This is a genomic window from Burkholderia sp. AU45251, assembly GCF_030482905.1.
GTDB classification, from domain to species: domain Bacteria; phylum Pseudomonadota; class Gammaproteobacteria; order Burkholderiales; family Burkholderiaceae; genus Burkholderia; species Burkholderia aenigmatica.
On the sequence record NZ_JAUJQH010000001.1, the window covers coordinates 605471 to 622313 of the forward strand.

Annotated in this window: 13 protein-coding genes; 6 read left to right on the top strand and 7 right to left on the bottom strand. The window is 64.5% G+C overall.

Annotated elements, in window-relative coordinates:
- Positions 1 to 17: 17 nt before the first annotated feature.
- The 5 genes from QZM67_RS02660 (at position 18) to dmpG (ending at position 5849) form a co-directional block, all read left to right on the top strand.
- Positions 18 to 1583 carry a DUF1302 domain-containing protein gene (locus QZM67_RS02660; protein ID WP_175023297.1) on the top strand — a complete coding sequence of 522 codons (1566 nt, stop codon included), beginning with the start codon at positions 18 to 20 and terminating at the stop codon, positions 1581 to 1583.
- A gap of 40 nt (positions 1584 to 1623) precedes the next feature.
- Positions 1624 to 3006, top strand: coding sequence for a DUF1329 domain-containing protein (locus tag QZM67_RS02665; protein WP_301800634.1), 1383 nt, complete (start codon positions 1624 to 1626; stop codon positions 3004 to 3006).
- Between the two features lie 97 nt (positions 3007 to 3103).
- A complete protein-coding gene (gene dmpE / locus QZM67_RS02670) occupies positions 3104 to 3886 on the top strand; it encodes a 2-oxopent-4-enoate hydratase (protein ID WP_301800637.1) in 783 nt (260 codons plus the stop codon).
- 15 nt (positions 3887 to 3901) lie between these two features.
- On the top strand, positions 3902 to 4801 hold the full coding sequence (locus tag QZM67_RS02675; protein ID WP_043186599.1) for an acetaldehyde dehydrogenase (acetylating): 900 nt from the start codon (positions 3902 to 3904) through the stop codon (positions 4799 to 4801).
- 16 nt (positions 4802 to 4817) lie between these two features.
- Positions 4818 to 5849, top strand: coding sequence for a 4-hydroxy-2-oxovalerate aldolase (gene dmpG, locus QZM67_RS02680; RefSeq protein WP_175032380.1), 1032 nt, complete (start codon positions 4818 to 4820; stop codon positions 5847 to 5849).
- A gap of 105 nt (positions 5850 to 5954) precedes the next feature.
- Here the strand turns inward: dmpG and QZM67_RS02685 are convergent, their stop codons facing one another.
- From QZM67_RS02685 to QZM67_RS02715, 7 genes are read right to left on the bottom strand one after another with little or no spacing between them, the layout of a single operon-like run.
- On the bottom strand, positions 5955 to 7424 hold the full coding sequence (locus tag QZM67_RS02685; RefSeq protein WP_301800643.1) for an efflux transporter outer membrane subunit: 1470 nt from the start codon (positions 7422 to 7424) through the stop codon (positions 5955 to 5957).
- A 6-nt stretch (positions 7425 to 7430) separates the two neighbouring features.
- Positions 7431 to 8561 (bottom strand): ABC transporter permease, encoded by a 1131-nt coding sequence (locus tag QZM67_RS02690; RefSeq protein WP_301800644.1) that lies wholly within the window; start codon positions 8559 to 8561, stop codon positions 7431 to 7433.
- Between the two features lie 2 nt (positions 8562 to 8563).
- Positions 8564 to 9490, bottom strand: a complete 927-nt coding sequence (locus QZM67_RS02695; RefSeq protein WP_301800645.1) for an ABC transporter ATP-binding protein — start codon at positions 9488 to 9490, stop codon at positions 8564 to 8566.
- The gene (locus QZM67_RS02700; protein ID WP_175023285.1) at positions 9487 to 10434 is read right to left on the bottom strand and encodes an HlyD family secretion protein; all 948 of its coding nucleotides are present in this window, start codon (positions 10432 to 10434) and stop codon (positions 9487 to 9489) included. The genes QZM67_RS02695 and QZM67_RS02700 overlap by 4 nt, the downstream gene beginning before the upstream one ends.
- Positions 10435 to 10494: 60 nt before the next feature.
- Positions 10495 to 11709, bottom strand: coding sequence for a S9 family peptidase (locus QZM67_RS02705; protein ID WP_301800647.1), 1215 nt, complete (start codon positions 11707 to 11709; stop codon positions 10495 to 10497).
- Positions 11702 to 12910, bottom strand: a complete 1209-nt coding sequence (locus QZM67_RS02710) for a 7-cyano-7-deazaguanine synthase (RefSeq protein ID WP_301800649.1) — start codon at positions 12908 to 12910, stop codon at positions 11702 to 11704. Before QZM67_RS02710 ends, QZM67_RS02705 begins: the two co-directional genes overlap by 8 nt.
- Complete coding sequence (locus tag QZM67_RS02715; RefSeq protein ID WP_301800651.1) at positions 12907 to 14160, bottom strand: hypothetical protein; 1254 nt, start codon at positions 14158 to 14160, stop codon at positions 12907 to 12909. Before QZM67_RS02715 ends, QZM67_RS02710 begins: the two co-directional genes overlap by 4 nt.
- A 1218-nt stretch (positions 14161 to 15378) precedes the next feature.
- Here QZM67_RS02715 and QZM67_RS02720 point away from each other — a divergent pair.
- Positions 15379 to 16767, top strand: coding sequence for an MFS transporter (locus QZM67_RS02720; RefSeq protein WP_301800653.1), 1389 nt, complete (start codon positions 15379 to 15381; stop codon positions 16765 to 16767).
- The last annotated feature ends 76 nt before the right edge of the window (positions 16768 to 16843 follow it).

Genomic DNA, 16843 nt, shown 5'->3' on the forward strand with positions numbered 1-16843 from the left:
CCCCAAGAGGAGACACCATGCATCAACGGATTTCGCGCCGTACCGACAAGCGGGCAACCGCCACGCTGTCGACGCTGGCCGCCGCGTTGCTGACGTGCGCCGTTCCCAGCGCGCACGCCGGCAGCACGATCGAGCTGGGCGCCGACACGACGCTGGACTACACGTTCACGCTCAGTTACGGCCTCGGCATGCGCACCCGCGCACCGAGCGGCAATCTCCTCACGCCGGCGAACATCAACGGCGACGACGGCGACCGCAACTTCGCGAAGAACAAGCTGATCGAGAACCAGGTCAGCCTGCTCGGCGAAGTGAACCTGAAGCACGACGACTGGGGTGTGTTCGTCCGCGCGGATACGTTCTACGACCAGGCCTATCACCGCCCGAACTACAACGATGCGCCGGGCACCGTGAACCACTCGGGCCAGTACAACGACTTCACGAGCGACGCGCGCTACTGGTCGGGCGGCCACACGACGTTGCTCGCCGCGTATGCGTACAACACGTTCCACATCGGCTCGACGAGCCTGAACGTGAAGGTCGGCGACCAGGTCGTCGCATGGGGCGAAAGCCTGTTCTTCCCGAATATCGCGGGCGCACAGGGGCCGTCCGACGCGACCAAGTCGTACATGGCCGGCGCCGAGGTGAAGGACATCCTGCTGCCCGTGCCGCAGATCTCGACGCAGTGGCAGATCACGCCGAGCTTCAGCCTGCTCGCCTACTACCAGTTCTCGTTCCAGCAGAACCGGCTGACCGCGCCCGGCACGTACTGGAGCTACTCCGACGTCACCGGCCCCGGCGCGCAGTACATCATCGGCCCGGGCGGGATGGTGATTCCGCGCGGCCCCGACGAGAAGCCGAGCGCACGCAACCAGTGGGGGATCGGCGCGCGCTTCCGCGTGCTCGGCGACACCGAGCTCGGCCTGTACCACCTGCACTACAACGACATGAATCCGAGCGTCGTCACGACGTACTTCCCGACGCTCCAGTACCAGCAGACCTATTTCAGCAACATCAAGCTGACCGGCGCGAGCTTCTCGACGCAGGTCGGCCCGGTGAACGTCGCGGGCGAAGTGTCGTATCGGCAAGGCGCGGCGGTGCTCGTCAACACGCCCACCGGCCCGCAGTCGACGCGCGCCAACGTGCTGCAGACCAACCTGTCCGGCATCTACTCGATCGGGCCGAGCTTCCTCGCGAACTCGCAGTCGCTGACCGGCGAACTCACGTACGTGCACGCGGGCAGCATCTCGGCGCTCGACGGCTCGACGACGCTCGCGAATTCGCGCAACGCGCTCGCGATGGAGGTCGCGTGGACGCTCAGCTACAAGAACGTGTTCAACGGCTGGGATCTCGACGTGCCGCTGACCTACGCACACGACCTGACGGGCACGTCGCCGCTGGCCGGCGCGCTCGGCTCGCTGACGGGCCAGGGCGACCACCGCGTGACCGCCGGCGTGACCTTCACGCGCCTGAGCAACCTGCAGCTGTCGCTCGTCTACGCGAAGTTCCTCGGTTCGCCGAATCCCGCCACGCGGCCGCTCGCCGATCGCGACTACGTGCTCGCCACGGCGACCTACCACTTCTGAGCGGCCCGGCCGCTCGTCACCCAGCAAGATGAGGATAGTCATGAAACGCATTCATCTCCCCCTCCTGCGCGCATCGGTGATGGCCGCGTGCGCGGTCGTCGCGACGGCGTCGTTCCCGAAGGTGTCCCCGGATGACCTGAAGGCGCTCGACGGCCCACTGACGCCGATAGGCGCGGTGCGCGCCGCCAGCAAGGACAGCGGCGTGCCCGAATGGTCGGGCAAGTGGCTCGGCACGCCGCCCGACGTGCAGTACAAGCGCGGCGGCCGCTACCCCGATCCGTTCGCGAGCGACAAGCCGGTCGCGACGATCACCGCCGAGAACATGGCGCAATACGCCGAGCACCTGACCGACGGCCAGAAGGCCATGTTCAAGCGCTATCCGGCCACCTTCAAGATCGTCGTCTATCCGAGCCATCGCGATTTCCGCTATACGGATGCCGTCTACAAGGACATCCGCACCTATGCGCCCGACTCGACGATGACGTCCGACGCGAACGGGCTCACCAACGCGCCGCCGCAGGTGCCGTACCCGATCCCGAAGAGCGCCACCGAGCTGCTGTGGAACCAGCGCATGTCGTCGGCGATCGGCACCGAACAGGCCACCTACGACCAGGCGGTCGTCTATTCCGACGGCAACATGGCCTGGGGCAAGGTGCGCTACGACATCTACTCGCCGCGCAACGTCGGCAAGTACGACGTGAAGAGCGACCTGAACAACCGCACCTATGCGCGCGTCGCCACCGACCTGCCGCTGTCCGACCGCGGCTCGCTGATCCTGTCGTTCACCAACTGGGACAAGGCCGGTGCGGACAACGCGTCGCGCACGTGGATGTACAACCCCGGCACGCGGCGCGTGCGGCAGGCGCCTGAATACGGCTACGACCAGCCGATGGGACCGGGCGGCTTCCGCACCGTCGACGACGATCGTCTCTTCAACGGTTCGGGCGACCGCTACGACTGGAAGATCCTCGGCAAGCGCGAGATCTACGTGCCGTACGACAACTACAAGGCGATGGACACGTCGGTCAAGTACAGCGACCTGCTCGGCAAGGGCCACGAGAATCCGTCGTACATCCGCTACGAACTGCATCGCGTGTGGGTGCTGCAGGCGTCGCTGAAGAACGGCTATCGCCATCAGTATGCGAAGCGGGTGCTGTACCTCGACGAGGATTCGTGGATCACGCTGCTCGCCGACAACTATGACGCGCGCGGCCAGCTCTGGCGCACCAACGTTGCCACGACGCTCTACGCGTTCGATGCGAAGACGTTCTATCCGGGCGTCGTGTTCTACCACGACCTCGTCTCGGGCGCGTACATGGCCGACCGCCTGACGAACGAAGGGCCGATGCCGAAGCTCGACAACAGCCCGCAGTTCACCGAGGCGTACTTCTCGCCGGACGGGATCCGCAGCTCGGGCAACTGACGCACCACACCCGCGCCCCACGCGCCGGAGCCCCGCTCCGGCGCACGACGCCGCCCGCGACGGCGGCCTGTTCCATTCAAGATTCGAGGGCCCTTTCATGTCTTCCCGCCTGCATACGACGCTCGGCGACGAGCTGTACGCCGCGTGGCATGCGCGCGCGCCAGTCGCGCCGCTGTCGAGCCGCCCGCGCCGCCTGTCGCTCGACGACGCCTACCGCATCCAGCAGCGCTTCATCGCACGCCGCGTCGAACACGGCGAGGCTGTGGTCGGCAAGAAGATCGGCGTGACGAGCCAGGCCGTGCAGGACATGCTGAACGTGCGCCAGCCCGATTTCGGCATCCTGCTGTCCGGCATGCACTACGCGGCCGGCGAGGCGATTCCTGCCGATTCGCTGATCGCACCGCGCGCCGAAGGCGAGGTCGCGTTCATCCTCGCGCGCGACCTGCGCGGCCCCGGCATCGACCGCACCGACGTGATCGCAGCGACGGCCGCCGTCGCGCCCTGCTTCGAGATCGTCGATTCGCGCATCCGCGACTGGGCGATCCGCATCGAGGACACCGTCGCCGACAACGCGTCGTGCGGCGTGTACGTGCTCGGCGACGCGCGCGTCGATCCGCGCACGCTCGATCTCGCTGCGTGCGAGATGACGATCGACAAGAACGGCGAGCCAGTCGCGCAAGGGCGCGGCGATGCGGCGCTCGGCCACCCCGCCGATGCGGTCGCGTGGCTCGCGAACACGCTCGCCGCGTACGACGTGCCGCTGCTCGCCGGCGAGATCGTGTTGTCCGGCTCGCTGGCGAAACTGATTCCGGTCACGGCCGGCGATGCGCTGTCGATGCACATCTCCGGCATCGGCAGCTGCGACGTCCGCTTTATCTGAATAAAAGGAATCCTGATGAAGAAAATCAAATGCGCACTGATCGGGCCCGGCAACATCGGCACCGACCTTTTGTACAAGCTGCGCCGCTCGCCGGTGCTCGAACCCGTGTGGATGGTCGGCGTCGATCCGGCCTCCGACGGTCTCGCGCGAGCGCGCGAGTTCGGCCTGAAAACGACCGACCAGGGTGTCGACGGGCTGCTGCCGCACGTGGCCGCCGACGACATCCGCATCGCGTTCGATGCGACCTCCGCGTACGTGCACCGCGACAACTCCGACAAGCTCACCGCCCTCGGTGTGAAGATGATCGACCTGACGCCCGCCGCGATCGGGCCGTACTGCGTGCCGCCGGTGAACCTCGATGCGCATCTCGACAGCGCGCAGACGAACGTGAACATGGTGACCTGCGGCGGCCAGGCGACGATCCCGATGGTGTACGCGGTATCGCGCGTGCAGCCGGTTGCTTACGGCGAAATCGTCGCGACGGTTTCGTCGCGCTCGGTCGGCCCCGGCACGCGCAAGAACATCGACGAATTCACGCGCACGACGTCCGGCGCGATCGAGCAGGTCGGCGGCGCACGCAAGGGCAAGGCGATCATCGTGATCAATCCGGCCGAGCCGCCGCTGATCATGCGCGACACGATCCACTGCCTGACCGACGGCCCGCCCGACGTCGACGCGATCACCGCGTCCGTGCATGCGATGGTCAAGGAAGTGCAGCGCTACGTGCCCGGCTACACGCTGAAGAACGGCCCGGTGTTCGACGGCAATCGCGTGTCGGTCTTCATGGAGGTCGAAGGGCTCGGCGATTACCTGCCGAAGTACGCGGGCAACCTCGACATCATGACCGCCGCCGCGGCCGCCACGGCCGAGCGTTTCGCCGAACAGATGCTGGCCGCGACGGCCGCCACCGCTTGAGTTGAGGAGCCACGCGATGTCACTTGCAGGCAAGAAGATCACCGTCCACGACATGTCACTGCGCGACGGGATGCACCCGAAGCGCCACCAGATCACGCTCGACCAGATGCGCAACATCGCGCGCGGGCTCGACGCGGCCGGCGTGCCGCTGATCGAGGTCACGCACGGCGACGGGCTCGGCGGTGCGTCGGTCAACTACGGTTTCCCCGCGCATACCGACGAGGCGTACCTGAGCGCCGTGATTCCCGAGCTGAAGCAGGCAAAGGTGTCGGCACTGCTGCTGCCGGGCATCGGCACCGTCGAGCATCTGCGCATGGCGCACGAACTCGGCGTCGGCACGATCCGCGTCGCGACGCACTGCACCGAGGCCGACGTGTCGGAGCAGCACATCGGCCTCGCGCGTACGCTCGGGCTCGATACCGTCGGCTTTCTGATGATGGCGCATATGTCGTCGCCAGAGCAGCTCGTCGTGCAGGCGAAGCTGATGGAGTCGTACGGCGCGAACTGCATCTACATCACCGATTCGGCCGGCCACATGCTGCCCGACGACGTGACCGCGCGGATCGGCCAGGTGCGCGACGCATTGAAGCCGGAGACCGAACTCGGCTTCCACGGCCATCACAACCTCGCGATGGGCGTCGCGAACTCGGTTGCGGCGGTCGCTGCCGGCGCGAACCGGATCGACGCGGCCGCGGCCGGCCTCGGCGCCGGTGCGGGCAACACGCCGATGGAAGTGTTCGTCGCGGTGTGCGACCGGATGGGGATCGAGACGGGTGTCGACGTGTTCGCGATCTCGGACGTTGCCGAGGATCTCGTGGTGCCGATCATGGACGCACCGATCCGCCTCGATCGTGATGCGCTGACGCTCGGCTATGCGGGCGTTTACTCGTCGTTTCTGCTGTTCGCGAAGCGCGCGGAAGCGAAGTACGGGATTCCCGCGCGCGACATCCTCGTCGAACTGGGCCGGCAACGGCTCGTCGGCGGGCAGGAGGACATGATCGAGGACGCGGCGCTGACGATGGTGCGGGCGCGGGAGGTGGCGGCGTAACGGGGGTCCCTGCCCTGCCCCGTCGCGGCATTTACGCGGGACGGGGCAGTCGGGCCAGCGCCCCGGCGGTCGCCGACTCCGGCGTCCCGTTCGGCGTACGTGCAGTCAATCCGGACGATACGCATCGCCACCGACGGCGGCAAAGAACGAAACCGTACTGGCCATCCTGGCCGCGCGAACGCGCGTTACCTCGAGCCGCGCCAGGTCGTATGCATACTCGTCGCGCAGCACACGAAGCCGATCCGAACCACCGTTCGCGAACTGGCGCCGGGTCATGTCGAGAACGGTCTGTTGCCGTTGCGCGACCGCACTACGGGCCTGCAGCGCGGTTGCATCGCGATCGATTTCGGTCAGCGCATCGGCGACGCTCTGCAACGCGCCCAGCACGACCTTCCGGTAGTCCTCGAACGTGGCATCGTAAGCCGCGACCGCCGCATCCCGCGCCGCACGCAATTCTCCACCGTGAAAAACCGGTGCGCTGAGCTGGGCACCGATATTCCAGATCGTCGTGCCGCCGGCGAACAACTGGCCGAGCACCAGCGGCGACGACCCGATGCTCGCACTCAGTTCGATCCGCGGGTAAAGGTTTGCCGTGGCGACACCGGCCAGCTCGCCCGCAATATGCAGGCTCGACTCCGCTGCGAGGATGTCGGGCCGTCGACGCACGAGTTCCGACGGAACGATCGACGGCAGGTTTTGCGGCAACTGCAAATCGCTCGAACGAAACCGCGGCAGCGACTCGGGCGACGGCACGCCCGCGTAGACCGCGAGTTGAAACCGGATTTGCTGCAGTTCCGCGTGCAATGCCGCCCGTTCCGCTTCGATTCGATCGACGTCGGAATCGCCGTCGATCGTTTCCCGATACGCGACGCTGCCGATTTCATGCCGTTCGCGCAGCATCTGCCGAACCGCTTGCCGATTCCGCAACACGGCGTCGTTCAATTCGATTTCGTCGCGCAGCCGCCCTTCCCGGACCACCGCAGCGATGATGTTGCTGACCAGTGTCAGGCGTACAGCGTCGGCCTGATGCTTTCTCAGCGCGACTTCATACCGTTTCGCTTCGACCCTATGACGCTGCGCGCCGAACAAATCGAAGTCGTATCGGACGTTCACGTTCGTGTTGTACAGCATGAACGGGGACGGGTTCGGAATCATCGGCAGGCCGGCGGCTGCGGTATTCAACTGCTCCCTTTTGGGCGACGCGCCGACGTCCACCTGCGGATAGCGACTGGCGCCGTGTTGTCCCGCAAGATACTTCGTCGCTTCGAGTAGCCGCGACTCCGCGCTCCGTATGGACGGATTGTCCTGCATCGCCTGCTCGACGAGTGCGTCCAGCGCCGGGGAGCCAAAGCGCCGCCACCAGCGCGGATCGTGTTCGCCGTGCACGGTCGCGTCATCGCGATCGGTCGATCCGGCGCTCATTCCCATGAAGGTGGCGGGCAATGCCAGCTCGCTCGCGGATCGCGGGGTAAACGCGGGATGGCTGCACCCCTGCACCGCGAGGATGACAACCGCGATCGGCAGGACCGCAATCGTGCGGCGAGCACGGCGGCCGACAGGTGTTCGTTGTGCCATCGTCGTTCAATCGAGCGTGGTTCGGTAAGCGAGCAGGCCGACCGTCATTGCAACCAGCGCGAAAACGGTCATCGTCGCGGCATCGGGCCATACTTCGTTCCATCCACTCCCCTTCAGGAGGACACCCCGGATGGCCCGGTTGAAATAAGTCAATGGCAATCCGTTGCCTAGCAGCCGCGCCCAGCTCGGCATGCCTGCAAACGGGAACATGAATCCGGAGAGCAGGACGCTCGGCAGGAAATAGAAGAACGTCATCTGCATCGCCTGCAACTGGTTCCGTGCGACCGACGAGATGGCGATGCCGACCATCAGATTCGCGACGATCAGCAACGACGCGAGGCAGTAGACCGTCACCGGATTGCCTTCAAACGGCACGCTGAATACGAATCGTGCCGCCAGCAGGATGATCGTGCACTGCAGAAGGCCGATCAGGACGTACGGCACGATCTTTCCGCAGATCACCTCGATCGAGGTTGCCGGCGACGCGAGGATGTTCTCGATCGTTCCACGTTCACGTTCACGCGTGATGGCGAGACTCGTCATCATGACCATCGTCATCGACAGGATGACGCCCATCAAGCCGGGAATGATGTTGTACTGCGTTATGCCGGCCGGGTTGTAGACCCTGTGCACGCGGGCCGAGAATGCTTGCGATGGCGCGGTTGTCGCCAGGGCTCCCGTCAAATCCTTGTTCAACACGGTCTGCGTCATCGTATTGAACGCGGCGATCGCATTTCCCGTTGCAGCGGGATCGGTCGCATCCGCCTCGACCAGAATTTCCGGATGCTCGTTGCGCACCAGTCGTCGCGAGAAGTCGTACGGCACGCTGACCACGAACTGCACGGTGCCCTTTTGCAGCGCGTCACGAGCCGCCCGTTCGGAAAACTGGCCGCCCTGGATATCGAAATAGCCTGTATTGCGCATGCCGGCGACGAGCGATCGCGAAAATTCGCTTGCGTCGTCGGCGAGCACGATCGCCGGAAGATGCTTAGGATCGCTGTTGATCGCAAAACCGAACAGCGCCAGCTGCACGATCGGCAACACTGCGATCATCCCGAGCGTGACGCGATCGCGGCGGATCTGCAGGAATTCCTTCGTCACCATGCTCCACCAGCGGGAAATCGAGAATCCGGTCATGATCAGCGAGGCTCCCCGGGTGCGTCCTTCATCAAATGCAGGAAAACGTGCTCGATATTCGTCGCGATTCTGTGAAGCTCGACACCATCGCTGCAGACGGCTGCGAGACTCGCCGCGAGCACGACCTCGTCGTGTCCCGATACGTGCAGCGCACGACCGAATGCAATCACCTGCTCGACGCCCGGCCGGCCCTTGAGCCGGTCGTTCAGCCGGACGAGATCGCCTCCTGACACCGACCAGGTATGGAGCGCGTGCCGCCGCACGAGATCACTGACCTCGCCGTGTGCCAGCAGCGTGCCGTACGCGATGTAGGCCAGCTTGTGGCAACGTTCGGCCTCGTCCATATAGTGCGTGCTGACGAGCACCGAAACGCCGCGGGCCGCCAGACGGTGCAGTTCCTCCCAGAACACCCTGCGCACGCCCGGGTCGACACCGGCCGTCGGTTCGTCGAGCAGCAGTAGTTCGGGCGACTGCAACAGCGCAGCGGCAAGCGCCACGCGCTGCTTCCAGCCGCCCGACAACGAGCCGGCGAGCTGGTTCGCGCGCGACTCCAGGCCCATCTCGGCGAGGATCCGCGCGACGCGCTCCTTTCGCGCGTCGATCGCATACAGTCGCGCGACGAAGTCGAGGTTCTCCCGCACCGTCAGGTCTTCCCAGTACGAGAAACGCTGCGTCATGTAGCCGACTCGTCGCTTGATCTCCCGGCATTGCGTCAGGATGTCGAATCCGAGGCAGGTTCCGCTACCGGAATCCGGCGTCAGCAGTCCGCACATCATGCGCAACGAGGTCGTCTTGCCGCTCCCGTTCGGGCCCAGAAAGCCGAATATCTCGCCGCGGCCGACCTGCAGGCTCAAGTTCTTGACGACGTGCCGTGTGCCGAAATGCTTGTTCAGATCGCGCACATCGATCAGCGGCATCACATGATTCATGGCCTCACCTCGATCGGCAGGCCGGGATGCAACCCGCGCGCGGCAACGGTATCGGGCCGCGCCTCGACGAGAAACACCAGCTTCGAACGCGCATCGTTGCTGTAGATGACGGGCGGCGTATATTCGGCGTCCGACGCGATATGGCTGATCGTCGCCGTATAGCCGCGCTCGCAGCCGTCGCACGTGATTCTCACGACACGACCGACGCGTAAATTGGCCAGCGCGGCCTCAGGCACGAAGAAGCGCACCTTCGTATTGCGATCGACCAGAATCTTGACCACCGGGTTGCCGGCGACGACCCACTCGCCCGGCGTGAAGAACGTATCGACGGCGACACCCTTGCCGGGGGCCTCCACCGACAGTTGCCGGTATTGCGTCTGCAGCCGCTCGTATTCGGCCTGCTGTGCGTCGGAGGTCTGTCGTTGCGAATGCAGTTGACCGTCGCGTGCCGGCAAACGCGCCGTCCTCAACTGACTGGCGAGCTCGCTGACCCGTGCTTTGTCCACCCGCGCTGCCGCACGTTCGCGTTCGAGCTGATCGCGCGAGATCGCTTGTATCGCGTAGTCGGTTTCTGCACGGGCGAGCCGTTGCGTTGAAAGGGCAGCGCTCGCCCTGGCCTGTTCGACCTGTGCCTTCACCGTATCGATTTCAGATGACCGCTTGCCCTGCTCCAGGTCGCCGAGTACGTTCAGCGACGATTGCCACTGGTGATACTGGCGCTTGATTGCCTGTTCCAGGTCCGGCGCGCCGATCTCGAAGACGACCGCACCCGCTTCGACACGATCGCCGCGCGCCACGCGCAACGTCTTCAGGTTTCCCGAGTATGGCGCCGACAGATAGGAAAACTGCCCTTCGACATAGCCGTGATACGTTTCAGGCGACTTGGTACAGCCTGCGGCGAAGAAGCACGCGCAAACGAAGCCGTACCCGACCCATCGGGGCATGATCGTGATGCGTTCCATAGTGAAAGAACCGAATGTGGCGCGGTTGTAGGCGATGAACGCTTATGCGGTCGGCAAGCGATGGCCCGACTGGCAGCGACTGCCGATTCGCTGCGTGTAGGCATCGAAAAACTCAGCGGCTGCAGCACGCCGGATTTCCGTCACGTATTGCGTGCAGCAATGGTCTCCATCGGCGAACATCGTCAGCTGGACGCCATCGGTTCGCCCGAGCGCGCTCAGGGTATCGCGCAGCCATGTCTTGTCTGCGACCGACACAAGCGGATCGCGACCGCCATGAACGATGTGGACACGGGCGCGAATCTTTCCGAGCATCGTCACGTCGCGGATGGCGAAGTGGTCGACCGAATCTCGGGCCTCGTCGAGCGACGCAATGCCGAGAATCTGGCAAAACTTGCTTTTCAGGAAGAAAGGTAACTTGTTGAATTCGCGCGCATCCACCGGGCCGCCCAGATCGAGAATCGCGCCGACACGCGGGTCGACTGCTGCAATCTTGTAAGCCCACATGCCGCCCCAGCTGATACCGGCAACGGCATAGCCTTCCGTGTCAATCCCCGGATAGTCGCTCAACGCGTCGACGGCCGCGACGATCGCCTCGTCGAAGTTCGGCGGCCACGTCGCGCCGTCGAGCAGAAAAGTTTCGCCTTGCCCTGGGCCGTCGATGCACAGCACGGCAAAACCCGCTTCGGAAAACAACAGCTCGCTCGCGAGATGCTCTTCCTTGACGTCGTCCATGCCGTGCACGATCACGACTAACGGAATCGGCCCCGACGATAACGTCGGCTCCGGCAAATGCAGATTCGCCCACATCGGTTTGCCTTGCCAGTCGATGCGCATACGAGCGAATCGCGCGCCGAATGCCCGGCGTTCGGCCTCGATATAGAAGTCTCGACAGTGCCGATAGGCCATCGTCTTCGCATCCGAAAGCGGCAGACAGCCCCATTGGACCAGATGGGCGAGGAACGACAACCGCCGGTAGTGCGCAATGGCATCGTCGTCGGACATCCCGGGCAGCATCGCCTCGACCCGTCGAATCTCGGCTTGCAGGAAGTCCATGCCTTTCGTCGGCCAGTCGGAAAGACCGTCCATCGCCGCAAGGAAGCGATCTAGCGTGTTCTGGTCGAACAGCGCGGCCCGCCAGCGATTCCAGAACGGCCGCGTGATGTTCTTCACGCCCACGACGCGCGACAGCGCGAAGACGGCGCGGCTCAGAATGTGATCGGTAAAGGAATAGGTCTCGGTTTCGCTCAGATTACGCATCGTGACTATCCTGTCTAATCTTCACGCCGAGTTCGGCGGCCTCTTGCTCACTCAAGCCGAGCATCGTAGCGCCGAGACGCACGATGGCCGGATCGGGCAAGCCCGAGGCGGCCTGATCCGGGGCGTACCCGAGCCGACGTTCGTTCGCGTCGATGACCTGATACAGATCGAAACCGAATCTCGAACGCATGACGGCCCGGCCCAACTCGTTGATCATGCAATTCGAACTACATGCGCCCGTATTTTTCGGCAGGATCCAGTCATATCGCTCGATATGCGCAATCTGGATCTCCCGCTCGGGCTTGCGCATGAGTTCGTAGTACGGCACGAGCACGGTCGGAAACCCGATGTCGTCGGGATCCGCTTCGAGCGAAGCCGCGTGATCCGGGATCGCTTTGCGGAACGGCTGCACGAACCTGGCGACGAGATCGTTGACCTTCGGCGACGCTTGCGCAGACAACACGCCCGCACCTTCCAGATTCAACCGGTTCTGCCCTTTCTGCGTGCCGATGAAGCAGAGCGGAATGCGATGGCGATTCGCGAAGGCGCTCGCGCTGACCGCGATCAACGAAAAACACGGCCAGCACGCGGAGCCGTACGTCATGGCTCCCTTCTGTAGATCGACATCCGAATTCCCGTCGATCGAAAATCCCGATCGGAACAACGCATCCGTGAGCGCTTTATCCGGACGTTCGATCACAAGCGGAATACCGAGCTTGGCGGTGACGCGCCGCGCACTCTCGAGTGTTTGCGGCGACTGGTAACCGGGATCCAGCATCCACGCGCAAACATTCAACCCTTTCTCCGCCAGTTGAACCAGCATGTAGGTGCTGTCCTTCCCGCCGCTGTAGAGCACCATCGCGGAATACGTCGAACGCGGTTCGCGGGCCGGAATCGAATCGAGCATGGCGGCTGCCGTCCTGAGACTGCCGTCACCGACAATCGGCAAGCGTTTCGCCGCCGAGAGCGCCTTGTGACGCCAGGTTCGTTCGCCGTGGGCGCTGGAAATAATCGCATCGAGCAACCATTCGTGATCGGCATCCCGTTCGTATTCGGGGCGCCGATCGGATTGCATGCGCGAACAGTGTGCGCATAGCGCCGACGCCACGGTCTTGTCGACGTCGGTGCCATTCATCAGCGCGTCGTAATGCAACGGCATCCCGCAGCGGTTGCATCCTCGATAGATCGGAATCGTCTTCACGAACGGCCTCCTCGCTCGCCGGACGATCCGTCCGCATCGCGCAGAAAACGGCGGAAAGCGGCCACATCCAGCACATGCCTTCCGCATTGGAGCGGCGGAATTCCGAACTTCACCTTATCGAACGCGCGCTCGTAGGCCAGCAGTTGTGCCACATCCGCCTCGCCGATATTGCTTGCGAGTTGCGGCAGGCTGGCGCGCAACATCCCCTCGGCCAGGCACGACCATGAGACGACGCTGCCGTTTCCGACATCGTCGGCGAAATCGAACGGAAAGAACGACCGATATGCGGTCGCACCTGCATCGACAAGCCCTGCATCACACGGAAGGATGTCACCACGTGCCTGCACGCGCGCCCACGCTGCGTTGCGATCCCAGCAATAAGGCTGGCTGTCGTCGATCAGGATCGTGCCGGCGCGCACGAGGTCGATCTCGAGGATGGACGGCGTGCTGACCGCACTGACGATTACATTGGCATCGCGATAGCACCGGCTGCCATCCGGCAACGCGTAACGCGTCGGAAGCACCTCAACCGATACCCGCATCGATGAATATGCCATCACTTCGTCTGCAATCGCGCGAACCCTGTCCTGCTGTTGCAGCGTGTCGACGAGGATCAGCTCCGCAGGTCGCGTGGCCCGAGGCGAGTGCGCCAGCAGCCTGGCCACCCCCGCGCCCACGCTGCCAACGCCAAGGATGGCGAGGACCGCATCGCCACCGCTCAATCCCGACTCGGACAGTGCCTTGTCGAACTGCCGGACGATCGAGACCGACGTCACCGCATGGCCGGTCGTCAATTCGATACCGAGCTCCTTCGAACGCGCTTCGATGCGGCGGCCGTAATTCGTCAGCGCCCCGGTCAGCCCGCCCAGGCAGACATGTCGTGCGCCCATCGCGGCCGCCTTGGTCAATCCCTCCTTCTCCATGCGACTGCGACTCGATGCACGCTTTCTCGGATCGATCATGTCTTCCGCGAGAATCGGCAAAAAGAGGATTCCGATGTTGATGCCTTTCGCCTCGATGATCTCGCCGTAGACGGGTTGCAGACAGTCCAGCAGATCAGCGAGTGCGTCGCCATCGAGCATTCCCGCCCACGGAAACATCCGCTCGACATCGGCTCTATCGCGCGGATGAGTCAGCAGAACGACGTCCACGTCGCGCGGCGCACCGCGCCTCAGCCATTTTCTCTGCGCGGAAGGACCAAAATAGACATTCGATGCCGTTGCAGCCCCGGATTCCTTTCTTGCATCCATTGGTGCGCCTCCATCATTAAAATTTGAATGGGCACGAAAAATCCATCCAGAATTAATCCATCAATTCGATCAGACGTGATAAACCGATAATCCGAATACGATTCAACCAGGGAAAAATCCGCAAGACGGAGCGGCTCGCCACCGTCAATTGGGACGTGCGATGCAGGGAAGGGAAACTCCGGACGAAGCAAAAACTTCCTAGATTGGCGATGGATTCTATTTTCGAGGAAGCAATGCGTCAATGCACGAATCGGCGAATTTTATTTTATTTTTTAGATTGAATCGATAATTTTCAATTTGAAACAAAATGAGCACTAGGACACGTACTAAATAGAAACCCTCAGCCGAATGAACTCCATGGCCAGCTTCGAAAACTTGGCGACATGCGGAGCTGGTCATCGCAATTCCGCATTGCCGACAGTGCTCTTATTATGCTGATAGCGATAAAGCGAGCGAATTCATCAATCCGATAGCGGAATGGTTTTCGGGATCGCAACGGCAATCGTTCCGGCCCACTGGTCGTGCCGACGCCTGCTCCGCGACGGCCAATCCGACCGTCCCGATTAAAAAACGTGGAGGCTCGCGCTTTGCCGACGGCTGGCTAGCGTGCGACGGCGCCGCGAACCCGCGGACGGTGCACGCGCTGGGCCGCTCGTGCGGCCGCCGCCGATCGACGAGCAAGCGGGCCGCAAGCGCCGCGCCGTCTTCCTGGGGACGCGATTCCGATTGCCGGCCGCAGGTCTCGGACGAGATGCTGCAGGCCATGTTCAAGCTGAACCCGCCGCGAGGCATCGCTCGTGCTGCATCTGACGCAAGCGTTGTCGCTGCAGAATGCAGCCGAAACGATACCGATCCGCCACAGCCCCGTGCGTTCGCATTTGCGTGCGGCGTTCTCGAAAATGGGTGTGACACGGTAGACCAAACTCATCCAGGCAATCGTGCATTGCGTGGTCCCGTTGCAGTATGGCGTCGCGGCGCTGCACTGCGACCCCGCCATCGATGCGAGTGCGCCGGCGATTGACGGGAGGCCGTCGGCGGCTATTTGCGCGGGTTAGTTGAATCAGGTGAGAAACGGGGGCTCAAGGCCCGTTGTTCCTGCTCCGCGCACCGAGCATACATGCATGCCGATTGCGCGTCGGCTGCCCTTGCCCTGCTGACACCACGCTGGCAGCAGGCGGCGCTTAAGCTCGCATGATCGTCCGCTCAAGAACACCGCCCATGGCTCACACCGGAGAACTTTCCGCGCTCGCCGGCCGCGTCGTCAAGCGGCGCGGCATGACCCTGCTGACCCTCTGCCTCGCCGTCCTCGTCGCGCAGGTCGACACGGCCGTCGTGAATCTCGCGACGCGTGCGATCGGCGACTATTTCCACGCGGGCGTCGGCGCATTGCAATGGGTCGTCGACAGCTACAACCTCACGTACGCGGTGCTGCTGCTGACCGGCGGGCTGCTCGCCGACCTGCACGGCCGGCGCCGCATCTTCATCGCGGGCACGGCCCTCTTCACCGTCGCGTCGCTGCTGTGCGCGCTCGCGCCTTCGGTGCCGGTGCTGATCGCCGCCCGCGCGCTGGCCGGCGTCGGCGCCGCGCTGCTGCTCCCGGCGTCGCTCGCGATCGTGCGGGTGGTGTGGCGCGACCCGGTCGAGCGTGGCCGCGCACTCGGCATCTGGGCCGCCTGCAACGGCGCGGCGATGGCGATCGGCCCGACACTCGGCGGCGTGCTGATCCGGCACTTCGGCTGGCGCAGCATCTTCTTCGTCGTCGTGCCGCTGAGCGTCGCCGCGATGCTGCTTGCCATCCCGGCGGTGCCCGAGTCGTCCGATCCGCGCGGCCGGCACGTCGACGTCGGCGCGCAAGTCACGGGCGCGCTCGCGCTCGGCACGCTGGCGTATGCGGCAATCGTGTTCCGCGATTCGCCGGTCGCATGCGTGCTCGCGGGCTGCGTCGCGATCGCTGCGTTCGCCGCATTCGTGTCGATCGAACGGCGTCACGGCGCGGCCGCGCTCGTGCCGCTCGAACTCTTCCGGATCGGCGCGTTTCGCGGCGCGATCGCCGCGACCTCGGGCATGACGTTCGGGATGTACGGCGTGCTGTTCCTGCTGCCGCTCTACTGGCAAGGCGCCGGCCGCCTCGATTCGACCGGCGCGGGCCTCGCGCTGCTGCCGATGGCGCTCGTGTTCGTCGTCGTGTCGCCGTGGTCGGGGCCGCTGTCCGAGCGCATCGGCTCGCGTGCAACGACGGCCGGCGGGGTCGGACTGATCGCGAGCGGGCTCGGCGCGATCGGCGCGTCGGCCGGTTCGTCGAGCCTGCTCGGCGCCGAACTCGGGCTTGCGATGACGGGGCTCGGCATGGGGATCGCGACGGGGCCGTTGATGACGGTCGCCGTCGGGGCGGTCGACGCCGCGCGTTCGGGCACCGCGAGCGCGCTCGTCAACGTCGCGCGCATGACCGGCGCGACGCTCGGCATCGCGGTACTCGGCACGCTGTTCGCGGCCGCGCACGGCGGTGCAGCCGGCTTGCGTGCGGCGATGTTCGCCGGCGCGGCCGTTCAGTTGGCCGGCGCCGCGGTGTCGGCACTCAGCATGCAGCGTGCGCGGCTGGCGGCATAACGCGTCGCGGCCTCGCTCATGCACCTGTCCATGCCGACATGGCTTCACGCCACCCCGACCGCGCACCGCCCCGGCC